Source organism: Pseudomonas sp. fls2-241-TYG-175, assembly GCF_030209155.1.
In the GTDB taxonomy this organism is placed as follows: Bacteria; Pseudomonadota; Gammaproteobacteria; order Pseudomonadales; family Pseudomonadaceae; genus Aquipseudomonas; species Aquipseudomonas viridiflava.
Window position 1 is genome coordinate 44901 of the sequence record NZ_JARVSO010000010.1, and the last position, 19815, is coordinate 64715.

Below are 19815 nucleotides of genomic sequence, written 5' to 3' on the forward strand. Positions count from 1 at the left end.
GACGCCATCGCCGGCAAGCCGCCTCTTATCAAACAACCTGAACCACTGAAGAAACGCGATTTGTGGGAGCGGACTTGTCCGCGAAAAGGCCGGTACATCCGACGCGTATGCAGTGGCTGAAACGCTGCATTCGCGGACAAGTCCGCTCCCACTGAGTTTGCTACGCGACAGCGCTCCGTCGAAGACGTGGTGGAGCCTCCCACGGGGTATGCATTCAGTCAGTCACTTTCGTTTTGGCCCCCGTTTTGCGCGTCTTCCCGACTTGTGTATAGCGATGAGCGCAGGCGCGTGGGAGTGATCGATGCGGACGCGAAAACCTGCGTCTTTCGCCTTTATTCACTGACCCGAATAATATTTTGAACCCCTGAAGCCCCTACATGATCTAGTCCATGCAAGGCCCACGGGAGATCGCCATGTATCGCTTTTTCGAGCAATTGAGTTCACGTATCACCGCGCCTTTCGTCGGTGAGACCAAACGCAACAGTAAAGTCTGGCAGTGCCAGTGCGGACAGTCGGTGTTTTTCCCCAATACCCAATGCTTGGCGTGCTCGGCAGCGCTGGGCTATCTGCCTGAGCAGGGGCGTATTGCGGCGCTGGAGCCTGGGGCCGAGCCTACTACGTGGCGTCTGAGCGATGAGCCGGATGCAGGCGTTTATCGGCGGTGTGCCAACCTCGACACGCCAGCGGCCTGCAACTGGCTGTTTCCGGCCCACAACATGGGTGAGTTCTGCGTTGCCTGCAGCCTGAACCGTACCATTCCAGACCTTTCAGTACCGGAAAACGGCGAGCGCTGGCGTAAGGTCGAGACTGCCAAGCGGCGTCTGGTCGCACAGCTGATTTCGCTGGGGCTGCAGGTCATTCCCAAGACAGTCGATGAAGAAGCCGGTCTGGCCTTCGACTTTGTAGGCGTCGATCTGGAAGGCAATCTGCCAACCACCGGTCATGCCAACGGCCTGATCACGCTGAACATCGAAGAAGCCGACGACGCACACCGCGAAGCCATGCGCGTGCAGATGCACGAACCCTATCGCACCTTGCTCGGCCATTTCCGCCACGAAGTCGGCCACTACTACTGGGACCGGCTGATCGCCAACACCTATTGGCAGGAAAGTTACCGCAACCTTTTTGGTGACGAGCGAGCCAGCTATGCCGACGCGCTGGATCACCACTACAAGAACGGCGCGCCTGACAATTGGCAGGAAAGCTTCGTCAGCGCGTACGCCACCATGCACCCGTGGGAAGACTGGGCCGAAACCTGGGCGCATTACCTGCACATGATGGACGCGGTCGACACGGCGCTGGGCTTCGGCATGAGCGCCCGCGATATGGAGCTCGATTATAAGCCGTTCCCGCTGGAAACGCTGTTCGACCCACAACACCCTGGCGGCCCGGCATTCCTGTCGTTCGTCAACGCCTGGATCGAACTGGCCAGCATGCTTAACGAACTGTCACGCAGCATGGGTCAGCCTGATTTCTACCCGTTCGTGCTGCCCCCTGCAGTCATCGCCAAACTGCACTTCATCCATCTGGTGATTCAGGATGCCGGTGGCAAGGCGGACGAGGTGTTGCAGGCTCAGTAAACGCGGACCTTAGGAGCGCGCTTGCCCGCGATGGCATTGGCGCGGTGTATCAGCTGATCCGCTTCATCGTTCATCGCCGGCAAGCCGTCTCCCACGAGAGCGTGCGCCAGCTTTAAAGCTTCAACACCAGCCGTCGCTCAAAGCCTATCCGTCCGCGATAGGCTTCGCCGGTATCAATCCAGCCTTGCCCGACATACAAACCGATAGCCGCTGCATTGTCGGCATCCACCGACAGCATCAGTTGCTGGATGTCCGGCCACTTCAGGCTCAACGCTGCTGGCAACGCCTTCAGGCACACCTTGCCCAGCCCTTTGCCCTGTTCTCTACGATCAATCTGCAATGCGTGCAAGGTCGCGGTCGCGTCCTCCAATGCCCAATGCGGCAGGCAATCCCCACGCTTGAGCATGAAAAAGCCCTTGGGCACTTCATCAACCAAAAACACGAAGCCTGCGATGTCAGCGCTGGGATTGACCAGCAGGGTATTGAGCGCAGCGTGGATATCGCCCGAGAACTGGATCTGTTCCGGCGCGATCTGGAGCGTTTCGAGCTGTCGGCATTGAGTCGGTGTAAGTTCTTCGTAGCTGACCAATCGAGTCTGCATGGGCAACCTGTCGGCTGATGATGATCGGAAGGGCAGGGTACAGGATCATTCTGCCTCTCTTCCAGCGCCCGGAGTTCGTCCCGGCCCCGGCACACAAGTACTTGAGCCTGATCGAAATTTTTATCCAAGCCAGTGGTTGTAAACTTGCTCCAGACCGGTACAATGGCGCGGCTCGCCAACTGGTGAGCGTCGTTATGGTGACCCCATCGGTCCCCCCGCAACGATTACCCGTGAACCTGGTCAGATCCGGAAGGAAGCAGCCACAGCGGGAACATTGTGTGCCGGGGTGTGGCTGGTGGGGGCACCACCTTAACGAACTTCTGTCGGTCCTCGACGCAGCAACATACCCAGCCTCTGTCCAAGCACTCGATCTGGATCTTCCGTTCAGTCATGTCGTCGCATCAGGCATCGATATCCTTTCCCTGGATAATCGACGCCAACGCTCAGTGCATCTGTCTTCCTACAGCCCACCCTCAAGAAATATCCGGCGGCGTTCCTTGCGGCCTATGTTCTCGTGTTTGCAGACGTCATAAAGCGCTTCGAAGCGGCTCATCTCGACGTCATCACACTGGGTCATTCGATAAACCAGGCTGTCGTAGTCCGCTTCGGTAATGAACTTGTACAAGCCGCGTCGATAGAGAAAGCCCGTTTGAAAGGCCAGCGTTTCGGCAGAGTAGGGTGTCGGCCCGACAAAGCAGTTTTCCATGTCGATGACTTTCATCGGTTCGGCGTTGTTCTCGTCGAGCATGATGTTCAGCGCGGAGAAGTCCATGTGGTAGATGCCCTTGGCATTGCTGCGTTGCAGCAGCTCAAGTGCATGTTCCACGAACCACTGAACGCGTTGCGGATGTTGCTCAAGCCAGTCCTGGCCGTCGCAATAGCCGTCCAGCAGTTCGGTCAGCAGCAGGGTTTCCTGTACAAGGCCCAGACCGCGGCGGATGTAGCCGAAGCCGATGATGGAGGGCGAGGGTATCCCGCGCTGACTGGCGGCCAGGGTGTTGTGCAGTTCTTCCACCGCCCAATCATAACGGCCATCTGCGGTCTGTCGCCCGAGCGTCACGCGCAAGCGGGATTTCAGGCTTTCGAGCAGTTGAGACTTGGCAAACAGCCGGGTGTCGCCGGCCAGTAGCGGTCCGCTGATGCGCTTGCGGGATTTGCTCTTGGGCTGGTCGAACCAGCGGCTGACGGAGTCGAGCAGTTCGGCGGAAGGTGGCTGGTTGAAGTGAAAGGTTGCGTTCTCCACCTGATGCGTATGCAAAAAGCTGGAAAGTGCTGTCGATACCGAAAGCATGATCGAGTCCATTCCGGGTGTGCGTGAAAGGCTGAGTGGTTCAGCTCTGAATATGTAAGGCAGTAACTAGTGTCTTGCGATTAGTTGAAGTATTGTCTTTTTGTTCGACAATTCGGGCTGTTAATGGTGATGTTCACGCTTTCAGTGCATGAGTGCGATGAGTGCCCAATTATATGCCGTAAGCGCTCTAGGCTGCTCCTTACAGGACGCCTGAGCGAGGCGTATCGGCAGGTTTCAGCAGATCCTTAGTTCAAGTTTGCCTATTTCTCTGCAAATTTTCCGCCAATGTAGATGGTTGGATGAATGTACAGAAAATTGCACTGAACGCCTTGGCACCAATGCCACCTAATCCTCTACGCGTCGCTTGAAACCGTGTTACGGCAAGGGGCATATCAGGTCGCTGCGGGTGTCAAAGGCTTTTCGGTCGGGCGTCTCGCAGCAATGCAGCCGGGGGACCGAATGGAACATGACATCATCGTCTTTTTTACAGACTCGCAATTTCTGGGGATATCACTGGCGAACTGGATTCTGGCTATCGTCGCTTCGACGCTGAGCTTCATTCTGGTTCGCGGTGCAATCGGCTTTGTGTTGCGCAAGATCCGCACACGATCCTCCGCGCCCAATGCGCATTTGAGTTACATCGCCGTCGAGGTGTTATCCGGCACCAGCAATACGCTGATATTGCTGGCGTCACTGCTGATCGGGGTCGGCATGCTCGACCTGCCGGAGCGCTGGCTCGGACGTGTCAGTAGCCTGTGGTTTGTGGTCGCGGCGTTGCAGGTCGGGCTGTGGGCGAATCGGGCGATTGCGCTGGCGCTGTATCGCTACTTCGCGCGTCACAGCACCACCAGCACCTTTCAAGGCAGTGCGCTGGCGACCTTGAGCCTCTGGGGCGCGAAGGTGCTGTTGTGGGCCACGGTGCTGATGGCGATGCTGTCCAACGTCGGGGTCAACATCACGGCGTTTGTGGCCAGTCTCGGCGTGGGCGGTATCGCCGTGGCGCTGGCGGTGCAGAACATTCTTGGCGACGTCTTCGCCTCGCTGGCCATCGCGGTGGATAAACCGTTCGAGATTGGCGACTTCATTGTCGTGGGTTCGCTTTCAGGCACTGTCGAGCATGTTGGCCTGAAGACCACGCGTATTCGCAGTCTGGGCGGTGAGCAGATCGTCATGGCCAATGCCGACATGATCGGCAGCACCATTCAGAACTACAAGCGGCTGCAGGAACGGCGCATCGTCTTCGATTTCAGGCTGACGTACGATTGTTCCGTTGACCAGGTGCGTGAAGTACCGAAGAAGGTCGAAGAGATCATTCGCCGCCTGAAGAACGCGCGTTTCGACCGTTCGCATTTCCGCAGCTTTGGCGAGACGTCGCTGGAGTTCGAGACGGTCTACATCGTGCTCGACCCCAGCTACAACGTCTATATGGACGTGCAGCAGACGATCAATCTAGAAATCATGGAAGCGTTTGCCGACATGGATGTGCGTTTTGCCTTCCCGTCACGCACGGTGTACGTGGCGTCCCTGCCCGAGTCCAGAGCGTCGAAGCGGACCGCTCTGGAAATGGACAAGGCTCAGGCCTGACAGCCGATTCAGGCTTTGTGATGGTTGCTGAATTGCAAGGCGTTGGTGAGATCGCCCATGGGCTGCTGGCCCCGGGCGACCATTGCGTCGTCGCGACGCTTGAGGCCGTCGAGCTTTTCCAGGCCGTGAACGCGAGTGATCAGGCGCAGGATCGACGCGGTGTCGTAGACGGTGTGGTCGACCGAGCCTTTGCGGGCAAACGGTGAGATGACCAGCGCCGGGATCCGTGTACCGGGGCCGAAACGGTCGCCCTTGGGCGGTGCCACGTGGTCCCACCAGCCGCCGTTCTCATCCATGGTGATCACGATCACCATATTTTCCCATTGCGGACTGTTACGCAGCACCTTGACCACACGGTCTATGTGTCGGTCGCCCGACGCCACGTCGGCATAGCCTGCGTGCATGTTCAGGTTGCCCTGAGGCTTATAGAAGGTAACGGCAGGCAGCTTGCCTGCTTGGGCATCGGCCAGAAAACGATTGGTGCTCGCTTCGTCACCCAGGCCACCATCACGCAACCGGCGTTTACGCTCGACAGGGTTCTGCGGGCCTTGCTTTACGAAGTAGTTGAACGGCTGGTGATGGTATTGAAAGTTGGGGATCTTCGGGATACCGGTGGAATCCTTGAATTCATCCAGCGTGACCTGCCAGGCGCCTGCGTACCACGCCCAGTCGATGTCCTTCTTCGACAGCTTGTCGCCGATGTGCTCATGATTCTGCGGCACCAGCACGTTGGCCAGATCCGGCTTGGAATAGTCGGGGTTCTGCGGGTCGCGCAGCCAGGTCGGCCAGTAGGGCGGGGCCAGGGTGTTGACCGCATAGTTATCCGGGGTGATCGCGCTGGGGCCAAATTGCGGCGGTCCTTCCATGGCGCTGGCGGGGGACTTGTCCAGCGGCTTGAGGCGCGGGTCTTCCGGGTTGTCGCTTTGCAGCGTGGCGATCTGCGATTTGGCGGGCGAGTTGGCGGCATCGGGATAGATCGGGGCCGTCGCTGAAATCAGGTACTGGTGGTTGAGGAACGAGCCGCCGAAAGCACCCTGAAAAAAGTTGTCGCACAGCACGAATTCTTTCGCCACGTCCCACAGTCGCAGTGAGTATTGTGTTTGCGCATATTGGCCCATGGTCAGTCCGCCGGAATCGGCCCAGGCCACAAAACGGTCGTTCTTGCCTTCGTTGATCTGCATCTGGTTTTGATAGAACACATGCCACAGGTCACGGGTGACCAGGCTCAGCGGCAGGTCTTCATTGTTCGGACCCTTGAGCGGGAAGGGCGCGTTGGGCAGGTTTTCCTGAAACTGCACGCCAGCCGGGTAGGTCACGCCATCGACGCTCTGCGGACCGACCTGCAGCACGCCGCCCCAGGCGGGCGGCAGTTTGCTCAGCAGACTGCCATCGCGGTCACGTTGTTCATAATCAGCGGCCTTGAGGGAAGACAGCGGCTTTTCAACGCCTGGAAAGTTGCCGAACAGGTTGTTGAAACTGCGGTTTTCCGCGTAGATCACCACGACTGTCTTGACGTTGTCGTGCAGGGCCTTGTCCAGTGCTGCGCCGGTCAGGTGCTTCTCGGCTGCGGCAGGTGGCTTTTCACCGGCGGTGACGTAACTGCTGAGCGTAACGCCTGCGCCCAATGCTGCCATGCCGCCCAGAAAGCGACGACGGCTGGGGTGGAGGGTGGACTCGTCGTCGGGTCTGTCGGTCATCGCGAATACCTGTCTGAATTATGTGTTACCAAAGATTTCAGGCGAGCGTAGCGATGGAATATGACGCTATTGCTACAGCGCGAACAGCCTCTATTGATGAAAACATGTTCACGAACGGGCAAATTCGGCCGTCAGGCCACAATAAGCAGGACACCGGATGCAATTTTGTCCCTGCTCGGCTAGCATTGGCGGTCTTCCGCTTACCAGTCGCGACGGTTTTCAATGAGTTATCAGGTTCTTGCACGTAAATGGCGTCCGCGCTCGTTCCGCGAAATGGTCGGCCAGACACATGTGTTGAAGGCCCTGATCAACGCGCTCGACAGCCAGCGCCTGCACCACGCCTATCTGTTCACCGGCACGCGCGGTGTGGGCAAGACCACCATCGCGCGCATCATTGCCAAATGCCTGAACTGCGAAACCGGCATTACCTCAACGCCTTGCGGCGTCTGTTCGGTGTGCAAGGAGATCGATGAGGGTCGTTTCGTCGACCTGATCGAGATCGACGCCGCCAGCCGTACCAAGGTCGAAGACACGCGTGAGTTGCTCGACAACGTGCAGTACGCGCCGAGTCGCGGACGCTTCAAGGTCTACCTGATCGACGAAGTGCACATGCTGTCCAGCCACTCGTTCAACGCCTTGCTCAAGACGCTTGAAGAACCGCCGCCCTACGTCAAGTTCATCCTGGCGACGACCGATCCGCAAAAGCTGCCGGCGACCATTCTGTCGCGCTGCCTGCAGTTTTCTCTGAAGAACATGACGCCGGAACGTGTGGTCGAGCATTTGACCCACGTGCTGGGTGTCGAGAACGTGCCGTTCGAAGACGACGCGCTGTGGTTGCTGGGCCGCGCCGCCGATGGTTCGATGCGCGACGCCATGAGCCTGACCGATCAGGCGATTGCCTTCGGTGAAGGCAAGGTCATGGCTACCGATGTGCGCGCCATGCTTGGCACGCTGGACCATGGTCAGGTGTTCGATGTGCTGACCGCGTTGCTGGAAGGCGATGCACGTGGCGTGCTTGAAGCCGTGCGCCATCTGGCCGAGCAGGGGCCTGACTGGAACGGTGTGCTCTCGGAAATTCTTAACGTGCTGCACCGCGTGGCGATTGCCCAGGCGCTGCCCGAGGGTGTCGACAACGGTCACGGCGACCGTGATCGCGTCCTCGCTCTGGCGCAGGCGCTGCCGGCCGAAGACGTGCAATTCTATTATCAGATGGGCCTGATCGGCCGACGTGACCTGCCTCTGGCGCCCGACCCGCGTGGCGGTTTCGAGATGGTGCTGCTGCGCATGCTGGCGTTCCGGCCGGCCGATAGCGAGAACGCGCCGAGGCAGCCGCTAAAGCCGGTGGGGATCAGCCAGGCCACGGCTGATTCCCAAAGGGCAGTGGCCGATGCGACACCTGTTGCATCGGTGGCTTCCCAACCGCCTGTGATGGCAGCGCCCGATCCCGCCTTTGAAGCGACGGTGCCCGCGCCTGAACCGGCTCCGGTCAAAGCTGCGCCGGTGAAGCCTGAGCCTGAACAGGCTCAACCCGCGCCGCCAGCGCCTGCCGAAGAAATCGATCTGCCCTGGAACGAACCGAAAACGCCCGTTGCCGATGTAATACCTGAGCCTGTCGCCGAGCCCGCCGAAGCGCCGGTTGCCGAACCCGTTCTGGAAACCCTCGGCGAACAGCCTGATCTGACGCCCATGCCGACGCCTGCGCCCGCAAGTCCCGTACCGGACGCGCCGCAGGTCGAGGAACAACAGGTGCAGGAACAGCCTGCCGAAGAACCCCAGCCGGTTGCCGAGCAGGCTGTCACGCCAGCCATGCTCGAAGCCATTCCGGATGTGGCGTATCTGTCAGCCCCCATGGACCGCGACGACGAGCCGCCACCGGACGATGACTATGTCGAGCCGGATGTGGACATCGACCCTGCGTCCTACGCTTACCTGGACGAGCTGGCGCATGAGAGCGTCGGTGACGCCGAACCGGTCGAACCCGAGCCGACGCCTGCCGCCATGCCCGCCACGGGCCTTGCGCTGGAATGGCTGGAGATGTTTCCCGGCTTGCCAATCTCCGGCATGACCGGCAGCATCGCCGCCAACTGTACGCTGATGGGCAAGGAGGGTGATCACTGGTTGCTGCACCTCGACCCGGCGCACAGCGCACTGTTCAACTCGACCCAGCAACGTCGTCTGAACGACGCGTTGAACCAGTTCACGGGCCGCACGATCAATCTGTCTATCGAGCTGATCAAGCCCGAGCAGGAAACCCCTGCCCAGGCCGCATCGCGTTTGCGTGCCGAGCGCCAGCGCCAGGCCGAGGCCTCGATTCATGCCGATCCGTTCATTCAGCAGATGCTGCAGCAGTTTGGCGCGATGATTCGAGAAGATACGATCAAGCCTGTGGATGCTCCGGCAGCGCAGACTCAATAACTGACGGCACGGCGCTTCGCGCGCTGCGCAAACGAACCATCCATATTCGAGGAGATATCCCATGATGAAAGGTGGCATGGCTGGCCTGATGAAGCAGGCCCAGCAAATGCAGGAAAAAATGGCCAAGATGCAGGAAGAACTGGCCAACGCGGAAGTCACCGGTCAATCGGGCGCAGGCTTGGTGAGCGTCGTGATGACCGGTCGTCATGACGTCAAGCGCATCAATCTGGATGACAGCCTGATGCAGGAAGACAAGGAAGTGCTGGAAGACCTGATCGCCGCCGCCGTCAACGACGCCGTGCGCAAGATCGAACAGGCCAGCCAGGAAAAGACCGCCTCCATGACCGCCGGCATGCAACTGCCGCCAGGCATGAAGCTGCCGTTCTGACGGTTGCTGTTGCGGGTATCAATGCCAGGCCATGTGCCTGGCATTTTTTTGGGCCGCAGGATTGTGCCGGGCACTGAAACATCTGTGCGTCCCGGGCGGCATACCCACGCAGAGCGCTCATTGTTATACACAAGTCTGTCAAACACTGATCGTGCCCATCGCTCCGATGGGCACGATCATTCCTGCATAAGGACTTGTGTAGCGACGAGCGCAGAGCATGGGCACGATCAGTGTGAAGGCGATTCCGGCTGAAACGTCCGCTGGCGGGCTTACTCCGCGCCAAACCCGACAATTGCCTTCGTCTCCAGATACTCCTCAAACCCTTGCACCCCGTACTCGCGCCCGTTGCCGGAGCGTTTGTAGCCGCCGAACGGCGCCATCGGGTTCCAGGCCGGGTAGTTGAGGAGCACTTGACCGGCGCGGATCCGGGAGGCCACGGCTCGAGCCTGCTGCAGGTCCTGGCTTTGCACATGCGCGCCCAGCCCATAGACCGTGTCGTTGGCGATGGCCACCGCTTCATCCACTGTCTCGTAGGCGATCAGGCACAGCACCGGGCCGAAAATTTCTTCCTGAGCGATGCGCATCGAAGTGTTCACGTTGGAGAACACGGTAGGGCGGGCATAGAAGCCTTTCTCGAAACCCTCGACACGACCCGGACCGCCGCAGATCAGCTTTGCGCCTTCGCCAAGCCCCGCTTCGATCATCGCCTGCACGCGATGAAACTGGGCCTCATTGGCAATCGGGCCCAGCACTGTGATGTCCGACTGTGGATCGCCGACAATGATCGCGTTGGCGGTTTCGATGGCCAGCGCTTCGACTTCCGCCAGACGATTTTTCGGCACGATCATGCGCGTCGGTGCGCTGCACGACTGGCCGACGTTGCGGAACGCCGCCATGACGCCCAGCGGCACGGCCTTGGCAACATCGGCGTCGGGCAACAGCACGTTGGGGGATTTGCCCCCCAGTTCCTGCGTGACACGTTTCACTGTCGGCGCGGCCGCTTGGGCGACCAGGGCACCTGCGCGATTGGAGCCGGTGATGGAAATCATGTCGATGTCAGGGTGCGCCGCCATCGCGCCGCCGACTTCCGGGCCGCTGCCATTCACCAGATTGAACACCCCGGCAGGCAGACCCGCGTCGTGTACCAGTTGCGCGAACAGCAATGCGCTCAAGGGCGACAGTTCGCTGGGCTTGAGTACCACGGTACAACCTGCGGCAATGGCCGGAGCAACCTTGGCGGTGATCTGATACAGCGGCCAGTTCCACGGCGTAATAAGGCCGCAGACCCCGATGGGCTCACGCTGAATCGCCGTGCTGCCTTCGACGGTCTGGAACGCATAGGTGCCCAGCAAATCCCGCGCAACCCGAACGTGCTCGGCCGCCAGCGGCACCTGCATCGCCCGCGCCGAACTGATGGAGGCGCCCATTTCCAGGGACAGCGCCTGCGCCAGGTCTTCCTTGCGCTCGATGATCAGTTCATGGATGCGGCCAATCACCTGAGCCCGCATGTCTGCCGGAGTGCCGGACCAACCGGCAAAGGCCGCTCGTGCCGCTGCCACGGCGCGATCCACGTCGGCCGCTGTACCGCTGGCGACGTGTGCGACAACCTCTTCGGTGGCCGGATTGATCACCGGCAGCGTCGCCGCAACCGCGGGAGCGCGCCAGCGGCCATCGATGTAAAACTGCTGCGCCGTGTGCGGATCGACGCGATGGCTGTTCGGGGAATGTATGGTCATCCAGCGGGCTCCCTGGAGCGAGAAAAGATCGGCGGCAGCAGACGGCCCGTGAAGGCCAATCCGTTTCATATCAATAAGCTAACAAAGCAATCTGGATAAAAAGCGCCGATCTTGAAGGCTGCGAAGAATAATCTGCTGTATGCGGGCCGCTAAGCGCATGGAGTTGTTTTTGGCACGCGTACCAGCGCTTCGATCTCGATCAGATAGCCATGGTGCAGTTCCGGAACGGGAACCACGGCGCGGGCTGGGCGATGCAGGCCCAGATAGCTGGCGTAGATCCGGTCGAAGGCGGGCCAGTGTTTGACGCCTGCCACGTAGACCGTAACCTTGATCAGGTCCTCGATGCTGCATTCGGCAGCCGTGATAATCGCCAGCAGGTTGTCCAGCGCGATGGTCGCCTGGACCTCGATCGGCTCGTCGACGCTGTGGCTGCCGTCGGCGCGTATCGGCAATTGCCCCGAGACGTACAGCGTGTCCTGATGCCGCACGGCCTGTGAATAATGTCCGCCCGGAGCGGCGGCATGAGGGGTATGGATCAGCTCGAGATCACCAGCCATGCAAGCGACTCCAGGTGTGCACGCTGCCTTCGGCATCCAGCGTGTGATAGTCAGGAAATTGCGCGCCGGTGGCGCACGCGTGGTTTGGCAGGATGCGCAGCCGGCTGCCGATCGGGAAACGCTCAGTGATGTCGCCGCAGTCCTCGGCCGCCAGGGTAATAATGCCGTGTTCCTGATTGGCGCCGGTCACGCGCGCGCCTTCGATCCAGTCGCCGCTTTCGGTGCAGACCTGGCCGTAGCCGAAATCCTGGCGCTGACGCTGTGTGCCGCGGTCACGGCTCATGGCCATCCAGCCCGCGTCCACGATGATCCAGCCCTTGTCCTGCTGGTGACCGATAACCGTGGTCAGTACGCTCAGTGCGAGTTCGTCGGCCGCGCAGACGCCGATGTTGTGCATCACCAGATCGAAAAACACGTAAACCCCGGCCCTGACCTCGGTCACGCCTTCCAGGCTCTGCGCCGAGAGGGCTGTGGGCGTGGAACCGATACTGACCTCGGGGCAGGGTAGTCCGGCGTTACGGATGCGTCCGGCGGCACTGACGCACAGAGAGCGCTCCTGTTCGGCCATCGCCTCTAATGCTTCGGGCGTATCCAGATCGTAGCTGGACCCGGCATGGGTCATTACGCCACGCAATTGCATGCCGCCTTCGATCAGCAACCGCGCCACCGCTACCAGTGTCTCGTCATCGGCCGCCAGACCGGAGCGATGGCCGTCGCAGTCGATCTCGATCCACACCTCGAAACGCTCGTCGTGCTCCTGCCCGAACGCAACGATGTGCTGCGCAGCAACGACGCTGTCAGTCAGGATGCTCAGGCGACAGCCCTTGCGGCGCAGGGCCAGTGCCTGATGCAGTTTGCCGGGTGCCATAGCGACGGCGTAGAACACTTCGTCGATCCCGTTGGCAAAACAATATTCGGCTTCTTTAAGTGTCGAGACCGTTACGCCGCAGGCACCGGCGGCCAGTTGCGCCTCAATGACCGGCAAGGATTTGCTGGTCTTGACGTGCGGCCGCAGGCGTACGCCGAGGTTATTCATGCGTTGCTGCATGCGCTGGATGTTGTGCTGCATGCGTGACACGTCGATCAGCGCGACGGGTGTATCAAGGGATGGCGGTAAGTTGGGCATCAGAGAGGCTGACATGTGTTGCGCTCGTGTGGCTGGGTACGCATTCACTCTACTGTTCGATAATGAAGCTGTGGTTCAATCAGTCTTCATTAATCCTTAAGCTGAGCTGAATGATTGCCATCGAAGATTTGCGTCTGGCGGTAACGCTGTCGCGTTGTGAGTCACTCAGTGCGGCAGCCAGAGTGCTTAACGTTTCGCCACCGGCGTTGTCGATGCGGCTGCGCAAGCTGGAGACGCAGCTGGGTATTACGTTGGCCAACCGGGATGCCCGCCGCTTGAGCCTGACTGCCGATGGCGAGCGCTTCGCCCGGGAAAGCGCGCATTTGCTGGAACAACTGGAAGCGCTGCCGGAGTCTTTCAAACAGCGTGACGAACGCCTGGTCGGCACGCTCAGGCTGGCCGCGCCCTTCGGCTATGGCCGCCAGCGTATCGCGCCGCTGCTGGCGCGCTTCGCCAGACTGCATCCACAACTGCGCCTGCACCTCGACCTGCGTGAAACGCCCTGGCCGGATCGACATGACAGTGATGCCGTGATTCATATCGGCAGCCTCAACGACAGCCTGTGGATCGCCCGCACGCTGGCGCACAACAACCGCTGGCTGTGCGCCAGCCCTGCGTATCTGGAGCAGCACGGCATTCCTGCCTCGCCTGACGAGCTGGCAGGTCATCGCTGCATCTGTATCCGGGAAAACGACGAAGACGTGACCCTCTGGCACATGAGCAAAGGTGCGACAAAGAAAACCCTGCGCATTGAGCCAGCCCTGTTGACCAACGACGGCTCTGTGGCCCGTCGCTGGGCCGAGCAGGGGCTGGGCATCGTGCTCCGCTCGCAATGGGACGTCAGCGACGCCATCGCCAGCGGTGCTCTGGTGCGCGTGCTCGCCGACTGGCAACTGACCAGCGCACCCATCAATCTGCTGGTGCCGGTCCGCAAACAACGCAGCGCGCGGGTGCAGGCGCTGATGGAGTTTCTGGAGATGGCGTTGAAGGTGTGATCAGCGGTTGTAATTCACTGAATGAGCTTGTGCTCGAAGGGTGTAGGAGTTCTCACAGGTTACGACGGCAGCGATGGGCTGTGCAGCTCACCCAGGTTGTATCTGACACTCCGCATGTGCAGGTTTTGCTGCCGGTTCCCGGCAGATCGCCGGCAAGCCGCCTCCCACAGCCCGGCGTCGCAGCACCGGCTATTGGTCGCGCCCCTTTAACCCCGAATTGACGCTGGCGGCAACGCGCGGGTATAAACCGCGTCTTGTGTTTTTGTCGGACTTTTCTTCATGAGCTTCAGCCCCCTGATTCGCCAGTTGATCGATGCCTTCCGCGTATTGCCGGGCGTTGGTCAGAAAACCGCGCAGCGTATGGCGCTGCAGTTGCTGGAGCGTGATCGCAGCGGCGGTTCGCGGCTGGCGCTGGCCTTGAGTCAGGCGATGGAAGGTGTCGGCCACTGCCGGCTGTGCCGCACGCTGACCGAAGAAGAACTCTGCCCGCAATGCGCTGACGTGCGCCGAGACGATACGCTGTTGTGCGTGGTCGAAGGGCCGACGGACGTCTACGCCGTGGAGCAGACCGGCTATCGCGGTCGCTATTTCGTGCTCAAGGGCCACCTGTCGCCACTCGACGGTCTTGGTCCCGAGGCCATTGGCATTCCGCAACTGATGGAGCGCATCGCCGGGCAGGGCACGTTCACTGAAGTCATCCTGGCCACCAACCCCACCGTGGAAGGCGAGGCCACCGCTCATTACATCGCCCAGTTGCTCAACCAGAAAGGCCTGATCGCCTCGCGCATCGCCCACGGCGTGCCGCTGGGTGGCGAACTGGATCTTGTGGACGGCGGCACGCTGGCGCATTCGTTTGCCGGGCGCAAGCCGATTGCGATGTAATCACCGTTTTGCCGTTGCGGGTTTTTGGCCTTAACGCCGCGGCGTAATATCCCGCTCCACCGGCGGTGCGTCCGGGTCCTGACCTTCGGGAAACTTGCCCCGCAAATGCCACGCAAACGCGATGATTTCGGCGATGGTGCGGTACAGCGGTTCGGGGATGCTGTCGCCCAGTTCGAGACGGGCCAGCAGTTTGACCAGTTCGGCGTTTTCGTAGATGGGGACTTCGTATTCGCGGGCGATGTCCAGAATGGCTTCGGCCAGTTGGTCGTCGCCCTTGGCGCTCAGGGTTGGGGCGCTTTGGCCGTCGTAGCTGAGTGCGATCGCCTGGCGCGGTGTGTCGTCGGTTCTGCTCATCAGGCGTTCTCGTCAATCCAGCGTTGTTCCAGAGCCGTTCGCGGGCCCTGGGGTGGCGTGCCATGGTTGCAGGCCAGTTCGCCGACGGCCAGGCCGCAGGCGATCAGCCTTTCGCGCAAATGCCCCAGTTCCTGGCCGATCAACGCTGCGCTGTCGGGTCGCTCGGCCCACAGCTGGCTTGATAACGTGCCGCGTAATAATTGGGCATGAACCTGCATCGGCCCCAGCGGTTCGAGATCGAACGCCAGATCGACCTTCCAGAGCTTTTCCCGTGTTTCCTGAACTTCGCCGTCCGCCTTTTCGTGGGAGGCTTCTTCGTCCGGCTTGTCCTCGCGCTGCACTTTGACCTGCAACGGCACGATGTCGTGGGCGTTGCGCATCGGCACTTCCATTTGCCAGGTGGTGACCTGCGTGCCGTCGGCGTTGGTGCGGGTCTGGTCCAGCCCGCCAAGTTGATGGCTTTGCACGCGGGAAACAGCAGCCGCGGCAAGCTTGAGCAGGATTTCCAGATCCTCTTCCTTCTCGCCGCCACTGACCGAGCGCGAGGGCAGCGGAAAGACGCTCGGCTGGGTGCGCGCTGCGACAAGGCCCAAAGTGCCCAGTGCGTTGCGAATGGCGTTGGGCATGACCCGCGCCAGGGTATTGGACGCTGCTGCTGCGTTATAGGTGCTGTTGTCTGGCAGGCCCGGCAGGATCTGCGCGATGAGACGCGTCAGGCTGGCTTTAAGGTCCGGCACCTGCATCGGATTCATGCCCGCCTGCAGTTTCGCCTCCAGAAACAGGCCGCTGGCGTTGAGAGCCTGGGCAACGGTTCTGGGCGATGTCATCTGTTCGACATCCGGGATGTCGGCCAGCAATTGGTTGATGCTGGCCTGTAGGGGCGCGCTGATTGCCGGACTGTTGCGCGGCAGGTTTTGCAGGGCGTTGAACAGGTTTTCCAGTGAGCCCTGACGGCTCTGCTGGGTGGCCAGTTGCTGTGCCACGGCCAGTTGGTCGAAGCGGCCGGGCAGGGCGACGAAGTTCAGGGCCTGATTGCTCTGCACCTGAGCGCTGAGCAGACTGCCGACTTTCAGCGGCTGCGGGCTGTCGATGGTCAGGCTGGCGCCTGCCTGTACGGTGTTCAGCAGCATCACGATCGAGCGATAAGTGGCTGGCGCAGCGGCTGCGGTGGTCGCGGGCATGTTGGCCAGTTGGCTGACCGCCTGAGCGATGACCTGAGTCGTCAACACCTTGCCCTGCAACAGCGTGCCGACTGGCAGTTGTCGGGTGTCGATGCTGGTCAGCGAATTTTTCAGAGCGCTGTTGAGCTGCTGCAAGGTCAGTGTCAACTCGTTGGGCGAGGCCTGCGTCAGTTGTAAAAGGCTGCCGGGCGTGAACGGCACGGCGCTGCTGACGGGCAGGTTGGTCTGGGTGCCGTTGGCGAGGATCAGTTTGAGCAGCAACTGGAAATTCTGGTCGACTTGCTTGAGGGTCAGCACTTCGGCTTCGGCGGTCTGGCCTTCAGGTATCAGCTGGGCCGACGCCTGCAGCAATGTCAGGACCTGCGCCTGGGTGATGTTGGCGCGTAGCTGTGCAGTCGTCGGGACCGCTGCGGGAACGCTGGTGATATCGCCTGTCATTGAATATTCGACCTGAGGAAATTGCCCCTTGGGTGTCAGGACTCGTATGTATAATACCGACCCAAAGCGGTCTGGCCGTCATTAAGTTCCCTTCATGTAACGGCCGCTTCATGCTCGACTTGAACTGCCATTTCCTCCGTTTGTGCTGTTATCGGCGCATTTCGAGACAACGCGATACTGGAAGCGCTCGATGACTGCTGTGACTCCACTTCTGCACGCCACTGCGCTGACTTGCGAGCGCGACGGACGGCTGTTGTTCGAGAACCTTGATCTCGCGCTGAAGGCTGGCGACCTGTTGCAGGTCAGCGGTCCCAATGGCAGCGGCAAGACCAGCCTGTTGCGCATGCTGTGCGGGCTGATGCAGCCCACAGAGGGCCAGGTGATGCTCAACGGCCATGCGCTGGACCGTCAGCGTCCGCAGCTGACCGGTCTGTTGCTGTGGATCGGCCATGCGTCAGGGCTCAAGGAATTGCTGACGCCGCTGGAAAACCTGTCCTGGCTGTATGCGTTGCAGGGGAATGGCGAGCCTGCCGATTTCGAGCAGGCGCTGGAGACGGTCGGTTTGAGCGGCTTTGAAGACGTGCCTTGCCACGCCTTGTCGGCCGGACAGCAGCGTCGCGTTGCACTGGCTCGCCTTTATTTGCCGGGTCCTCCGATCTGGATACTCGACGAACCCTTCACTGCGCTGGACCAGCAGGGCATCAGTCAGCTGGAAGCCTGTCTGACTGAACACTGTGCGCGGGGCGGCGTCGTGGTGCTGACCACTCATCATGTGCTGGGCCTAAAGCCTGCCGGTTATCGACAACTGGATCTGGGAAACAGACCGGCATGAGCAATGTGTTCATTCTGTTGCTGCAGCGCGAGGCACTACTGTTGGCGCGGCGTCCGGCAGAGCTGGCCAATCCGCTGGTGTTCTTTGCCATCGTGATTGCGTTGTTCCCGCTGGCCGTCGGGCCGGAGACGCAATTGTTGCAAACCTTGTCGCCGGGGCTGGTCTGGGTAGCGGCGCTGTTAGCCGTACTGCTCTCGCTGGACGGGCTGTTTCGCAGTGATTTCGAGGACGGATCGCTGGAACAGTGGGTCCTTTCGCCGCACCCTCTGGCCCTTCTGGTTCTGGTCAAGGTACTGGCACACTGGGTCTTTTCCGGGCTGGCGCTGGTTCTGGTGGCGCCGGTGCTGGCCTTGATGCTGGGGTTGCCGGGACACTGCCTGCCGGTGCTGATGCTGTCGCTGCTGCTGGGTACGCCGGTGTTGAGCCTGCTGGGTGCGGTGGGTGCCGCGCTGACCGTCGGGCTCAAGCGTGGCGGGTTGCTGCTGGCGCTGCTGATTCTGCCCCTGTACATCCCGGTGCTGATTCTGGGCAGCGGGGCGTTGCAGGCGGCCTTGCAAGGCATGCCCGCGACCGGTCATCTGCTGTGGCTGGGCAGCCTGACGGCACTTGCGGTTACCCTGACACCCTTTGCGATAGCCGCTGGCCTGAAGATCAGTGTCGGCGAATAATTGAGGTTCCGGGGCCTGCCCGTCAGGCGCCCGGTAAAACCCTGGATGCACCGTGATGAAAAGCGCTTCCCTCAAAAAGAGCAGCATCGGTTGGGCCTGGTTGCACCGGCTCGGCTCGCCGAAAGTCTTCTACGGCCTCAGCACACGCCTGTTGCCGTGGCTGAGCATCGCGGCGCTGTTGCTGATCGGCATCGGAGTGGTCTGGGGACTGGCGTTCGCGCCGCCGGACTATCAGCAGGGCAACAGCTTTCGCATCATCTATATCCACGTGCCTGCCGCGATGCTGGCGCAATCCTGTTACGTGATGCTGGCGATCTGTGGCGTGATCGGGCTGGTGTGGAAGATCAAACTGGCGGACGTCGCCCTGCAATCGGCCGCGCCCATCGGCGCATGGATGACCGCTTTGGCGCTGGCGACCGGTGCGATCTGGGGCAAACCGACCTGGGGCGCCTGGTGGGTGTGGGATGCGCGCCTGACATCGATGCTGATTCTGCTGTTTCTGTATTTCGGGCTGATTGCCTTGGGCAATGCTATCAATAACCGCGACAGCGCAGCCAAGGCCTGCGCGGTGCTGGCCATTGTCGGGGTGGTGAACATCCCGATCATCAAATATTCGGTCGAATGGTGGAACACGCTGCATCAGGGCGCGACGTTCAGCTTCACTGAAAAGCCGGCCATGCCTGCCGAAATGTGGCTGCCGCTGCTGCTCACCGTTCTGGGTTTCTATTGCTTCTTTGGTGCGGTACTGCTCATGCGCATGCGCCTTGAAGTGCTGAAGCGAGAGTCGCGAACCCAGTGGGTGCAGGCCGAAGTCCTGCGTTGCCTGGGTCCGTCGGAGCGCCTTTCATGAGTTTTGATTCGTTCGGCGATTTCCTGGCGATGGGCCGCCATGGACTGTTCGTCTGGTCGGCGTATGGCCTCTGTGTGCTGGTGCTGCTCCTCAACGTCGCGCTGCCGGTGGCGGCGCGTCGTCGCTACCTGCAACAGGAGGCGCGTCGTATGCGGCGGGAGAAACGCACGTGAATCCGCTGCGCAGAAAGCGTCTGTTGATCATCCTGGCCATCGTGGCGGGTATCGCCCTGGCCCTGACGCTGGCCCTCGGTGCGCTGCAGGAAAACATCAATCTGTTCTACACCCCGAGCCAGATTGCCAACGGCGAAGCGCCTGTCGATACCCGCATTCGGGCGGGCGGCATGGTCGAAAAGGGCTCGTTGCAACGCTCGGCGGACTCGCTCGACGTACGCTTCGTCGTCACCGACTTCAACAAGTCGGTGACCATCACCTACCGGGGCATCCTGCCGGACCTGTTCCGTGAAGGGCAGGGCATCGTCGCGCTGGGCAGGCTGAACGCGCGAGGCGAGGTGGTGGCCGATGAAGTGCTGGCCAAGCACGACGAGAAGTACATGCCGCCGGAAGTGACCAAAGCGTTGCGCGACAGCGGCCAGGCCGCACCGGCTGTGTCTTCCACCCCATCGAAGCAGGGTTGACTG

19 protein-coding genes and 1 other RNA gene are annotated in these 19815 nt (G+C 60.9%); 12 read left to right on the forward strand and 8 right to left on the reverse strand.

Features of this window, described 5'->3' with window-relative positions; translation table 11 throughout:
- Nucleotides 1-413 precede the first annotated feature (413 nt).
- Complete coding sequence (locus tag QRN20_RS09030; RefSeq protein WP_122606541.1) at nucleotides 414-1580, forward strand: zinc-binding metallopeptidase family protein; 1167 nt, start codon at nucleotides 414-416, stop codon at nucleotides 1578-1580.
- A 112-nt stretch (nucleotides 1581-1692) separates the two neighbouring features.
- Here the strand turns inward: QRN20_RS09030 and QRN20_RS09035 are convergent, their stop codons facing one another.
- The gene (locus tag QRN20_RS09035; RefSeq protein WP_122582513.1) at nucleotides 1693-2181 is read right to left on the reverse strand and encodes a GNAT family N-acetyltransferase; all 489 of its coding nucleotides are present in this window, start codon (nucleotides 2179-2181) and stop codon (nucleotides 1693-1695) included.
- A gap of 204 nt (nucleotides 2182-2385) precedes the next feature.
- Between QRN20_RS09035 and ffs the strand changes: the two genes are divergently transcribed.
- An RNA gene (gene ffs / locus QRN20_RS09040) (signal recognition particle sRNA small type) lies at nucleotides 2386-2482 on the forward strand.
- 159 nt (nucleotides 2483-2641) lie between these two features.
- On the opposite strand, the gene QRN20_RS09045 is transcribed toward ffs, so the two are convergent.
- Complete coding sequence (locus tag QRN20_RS09045) at nucleotides 2642-3472, reverse strand: lipopolysaccharide kinase InaA family protein (RefSeq protein WP_096768285.1); 831 nt, start codon at nucleotides 3470-3472, stop codon at nucleotides 2642-2644.
- Between the two features lie 459 nt (nucleotides 3473-3931).
- Here QRN20_RS09045 and QRN20_RS09050 point away from each other — a divergent pair, with 459 nt between their 5' ends.
- A complete protein-coding gene (locus QRN20_RS09050) occupies nucleotides 3932-5056 on the forward strand; it encodes a mechanosensitive ion channel family protein (RefSeq protein WP_025996929.1) in 1125 nt (374 codons plus the stop codon).
- An 8-nt stretch (nucleotides 5057-5064) separates the two neighbouring features.
- On the opposite strand, the gene QRN20_RS09055 is transcribed toward QRN20_RS09050, so the two are convergent.
- Complete coding sequence (locus tag QRN20_RS09055) at nucleotides 5065-6753, reverse strand: acid phosphatase (RefSeq protein WP_122606446.1); 1689 nt, start codon at nucleotides 6751-6753, stop codon at nucleotides 5065-5067.
- Between the two features lie 222 nt (nucleotides 6754-6975).
- Between QRN20_RS09055 and dnaX the strand changes: the two genes are divergently transcribed.
- The gene (dnaX, locus tag QRN20_RS09060; protein ID WP_217670572.1) at nucleotides 6976-9168 is read left to right on the forward strand and encodes a DNA polymerase III subunit gamma/tau; all 2193 of its coding nucleotides are present in this window, start codon (nucleotides 6976-6978) and stop codon (nucleotides 9166-9168) included.
- A 61-nt stretch (nucleotides 9169-9229) separates the two neighbouring features.
- Complete coding sequence (locus QRN20_RS09065) at nucleotides 9230-9556, forward strand: YbaB/EbfC family nucleoid-associated protein (protein WP_004886053.1); 327 nt, start codon at nucleotides 9230-9232, stop codon at nucleotides 9554-9556.
- A 269-nt stretch (nucleotides 9557-9825) separates the two neighbouring features.
- Here QRN20_RS09065 and QRN20_RS09070 read toward each other — a convergent pair whose 3' ends face one another.
- From QRN20_RS09070 to QRN20_RS09080, 3 genes are all read right to left on the reverse strand, one after another.
- Nucleotides 9826-11292, reverse strand: coding sequence for an aldehyde dehydrogenase family protein (locus tag QRN20_RS09070; protein WP_285360210.1), 1467 nt, complete (start codon nucleotides 11290-11292; stop codon nucleotides 9826-9828).
- A gap of 149 nt (nucleotides 11293-11441) precedes the next feature.
- Nucleotides 11442-11849, reverse strand: a complete 408-nt coding sequence (locus QRN20_RS09075; protein WP_122518376.1) for a RidA family protein — start codon at nucleotides 11847-11849, stop codon at nucleotides 11442-11444.
- Nucleotides 11839-12975 (reverse strand): DSD1 family PLP-dependent enzyme, encoded by a 1137-nt coding sequence (locus tag QRN20_RS09080; protein ID WP_163028993.1) that lies wholly within the window; start codon nucleotides 12973-12975, stop codon nucleotides 11839-11841. Before QRN20_RS09080 ends, QRN20_RS09075 begins: the two co-directional genes overlap by 11 nt.
- A 110-nt stretch (nucleotides 12976-13085) precedes the next feature.
- Between QRN20_RS09080 and QRN20_RS09085 the strand changes: the two genes are divergently transcribed.
- Together QRN20_RS09085 and recR are read left to right on the forward strand one after the other, a co-directional pair.
- Nucleotides 13086-13970, forward strand: a complete 885-nt coding sequence (locus QRN20_RS09085; RefSeq protein WP_069144457.1) for a LysR family transcriptional regulator — start codon at nucleotides 13086-13088, stop codon at nucleotides 13968-13970.
- A 279-nt stretch (nucleotides 13971-14249) separates the two neighbouring features.
- Nucleotides 14250-14852 carry a recombination mediator RecR gene (gene recR, locus QRN20_RS09090; RefSeq protein WP_004888133.1) on the forward strand — a complete coding sequence of 201 codons (603 nt, stop codon included), beginning with the start codon at nucleotides 14250-14252 and terminating at the stop codon, nucleotides 14850-14852.
- Nucleotides 14853-14882: 30 nt separating this feature from the next.
- Here the strand turns inward: recR and QRN20_RS09095 are convergent, their stop codons facing one another.
- Nucleotides 14883-15206, reverse strand: coding sequence for an EscU/YscU/HrcU family type III secretion system export apparatus switch protein (locus QRN20_RS09095; protein WP_029241430.1), 324 nt, complete (start codon nucleotides 15204-15206; stop codon nucleotides 14883-14885).
- A complete protein-coding gene (gene fliK, locus QRN20_RS09100; protein ID WP_122499537.1) occupies nucleotides 15206-16825 on the reverse strand; it encodes a flagellar hook-length control protein FliK in 1620 nt (539 codons plus the stop codon). Before fliK ends, QRN20_RS09095 begins: the two co-directional genes overlap by 1 nt.
- Nucleotides 16826-17015: 190 nt before the next feature.
- Between fliK and ccmA the strand changes: the two genes are divergently transcribed.
- Genes ccmA through ccmE form a run of 5 tightly spaced genes read left to right on the forward strand, consistent with a single transcriptional unit; the run spans nucleotide 17016 to nucleotide 19812 of the window.
- The gene (gene ccmA / locus QRN20_RS09105) at nucleotides 17016-17657 is read left to right on the forward strand and encodes a cytochrome c biogenesis heme-transporting ATPase CcmA (protein ID WP_043304586.1); all 642 of its coding nucleotides are present in this window, start codon (nucleotides 17016-17018) and stop codon (nucleotides 17655-17657) included.
- Nucleotides 17654-18325: a heme exporter protein CcmB gene (gene ccmB, locus QRN20_RS09110; RefSeq protein ID WP_122461988.1), complete on the forward strand. Its 672-nt coding sequence runs from the start codon at nucleotides 17654-17656 to the stop codon at nucleotides 18323-18325. The genes ccmA and ccmB overlap by 4 nt, the downstream gene beginning before the upstream one ends.
- Nucleotides 18326-18380: 55 nt before the next feature.
- Nucleotides 18381-19175, forward strand: coding sequence for a heme ABC transporter permease (locus QRN20_RS09115; protein ID WP_122414293.1), 795 nt, complete (start codon nucleotides 18381-18383; stop codon nucleotides 19173-19175).
- Complete coding sequence (gene ccmD / locus QRN20_RS09120) at nucleotides 19172-19348, forward strand: heme exporter protein CcmD (RefSeq protein ID WP_122414292.1); 177 nt, start codon at nucleotides 19172-19174, stop codon at nucleotides 19346-19348. Before QRN20_RS09115 ends, ccmD begins: the two co-directional genes overlap by 4 nt.
- Nucleotides 19345-19812 (forward strand): cytochrome c maturation protein CcmE, encoded by a 468-nt coding sequence (gene ccmE, locus QRN20_RS09125; protein WP_122509796.1) that lies wholly within the window; start codon nucleotides 19345-19347, stop codon nucleotides 19810-19812. The genes ccmD and ccmE overlap by 4 nt, the downstream gene beginning before the upstream one ends.
- Nucleotides 19813-19815 lie beyond the last annotated feature (3 nt).

Coding starts and splice junctions, on each gene's coding strand:
- QRN20_RS09035 (WP_122582513.1), bottom strand. CDS start 2,181: ATGCAGACTCGATTGGTCAGCTACGAAGAACTTACACCGACTCAATGC.
- dnaX (WP_217670572.1), top strand. CDS start 6,976: ATGAGTTATCAGGTTCTTGCACGTAAATGGCGTCCGCGCTCGTTCCGC.
- QRN20_RS09070 (WP_285360210.1), bottom strand. CDS start 11,292: ATGACCATACATTCCCCGAACAGCCATCGCGTCGATCCGCACACGGCG.
- QRN20_RS09115 (WP_122414293.1), top strand. CDS start 18,381: ATGAAAAGCGCTTCCCTCAAAAAGAGCAGCATCGGTTGGGCCTGGTTG.
- QRN20_RS09095 (WP_029241430.1), bottom strand. CDS start 15,206: ATGAGCAGAACCGACGACACACCGCGCCAGGCGATCGCACTCAGCTAC.
- QRN20_RS09065 (WP_004886053.1), top strand. CDS start 9,230: ATGATGAAAGGTGGCATGGCTGGCCTGATGAAGCAGGCCCAGCAAATG.
- QRN20_RS09080 (WP_163028993.1), bottom strand. CDS start 12,975: ATGCCCAACTTACCGCCATCCCTTGATACACCCGTCGCGCTGATCGAC.
- QRN20_RS09085 (WP_069144457.1), top strand. CDS start 13,086: ATGATTGCCATCGAAGATTTGCGTCTGGCGGTAACGCTGTCGCGTTGT.
- QRN20_RS09030 (WP_122606541.1), top strand. CDS start 414: ATGTATCGCTTTTTCGAGCAATTGAGTTCACGTATCACCGCGCCTTTC.
- QRN20_RS09075 (WP_122518376.1), bottom strand. CDS start 11,849: ATGGCTGGTGATCTCGAGCTGATCCATACCCCTCATGCCGCCGCTCCG.
- QRN20_RS09050 (WP_025996929.1), top strand. CDS start 3,932: ATGGAACATGACATCATCGTCTTTTTTACAGACTCGCAATTTCTGGGG.
- fliK (WP_122499537.1), bottom strand. CDS start 16,825: ATGACAGGCGATATCACCAGCGTTCCCGCAGCGGTCCCGACGACTGCA.
- ccmD (WP_122414292.1), top strand. CDS start 19,172: ATGAGTTTTGATTCGTTCGGCGATTTCCTGGCGATGGGCCGCCATGGA.
- ccmB (WP_122461988.1), top strand. CDS start 17,654: ATGAGCAATGTGTTCATTCTGTTGCTGCAGCGCGAGGCACTACTGTTG.
- QRN20_RS09045 (WP_096768285.1), bottom strand. CDS start 3,472: ATGCTTTCGGTATCGACAGCACTTTCCAGCTTTTTGCATACGCATCAG.
- QRN20_RS09055 (WP_122606446.1), bottom strand. CDS start 6,753: ATGACCGACAGACCCGACGACGAGTCCACCCTCCACCCCAGCCGTCGT.
- ccmA (WP_043304586.1), top strand. CDS start 17,016: ATGACTGCTGTGACTCCACTTCTGCACGCCACTGCGCTGACTTGCGAG.
- recR (WP_004888133.1), top strand. CDS start 14,250: ATGAGCTTCAGCCCCCTGATTCGCCAGTTGATCGATGCCTTCCGCGTA.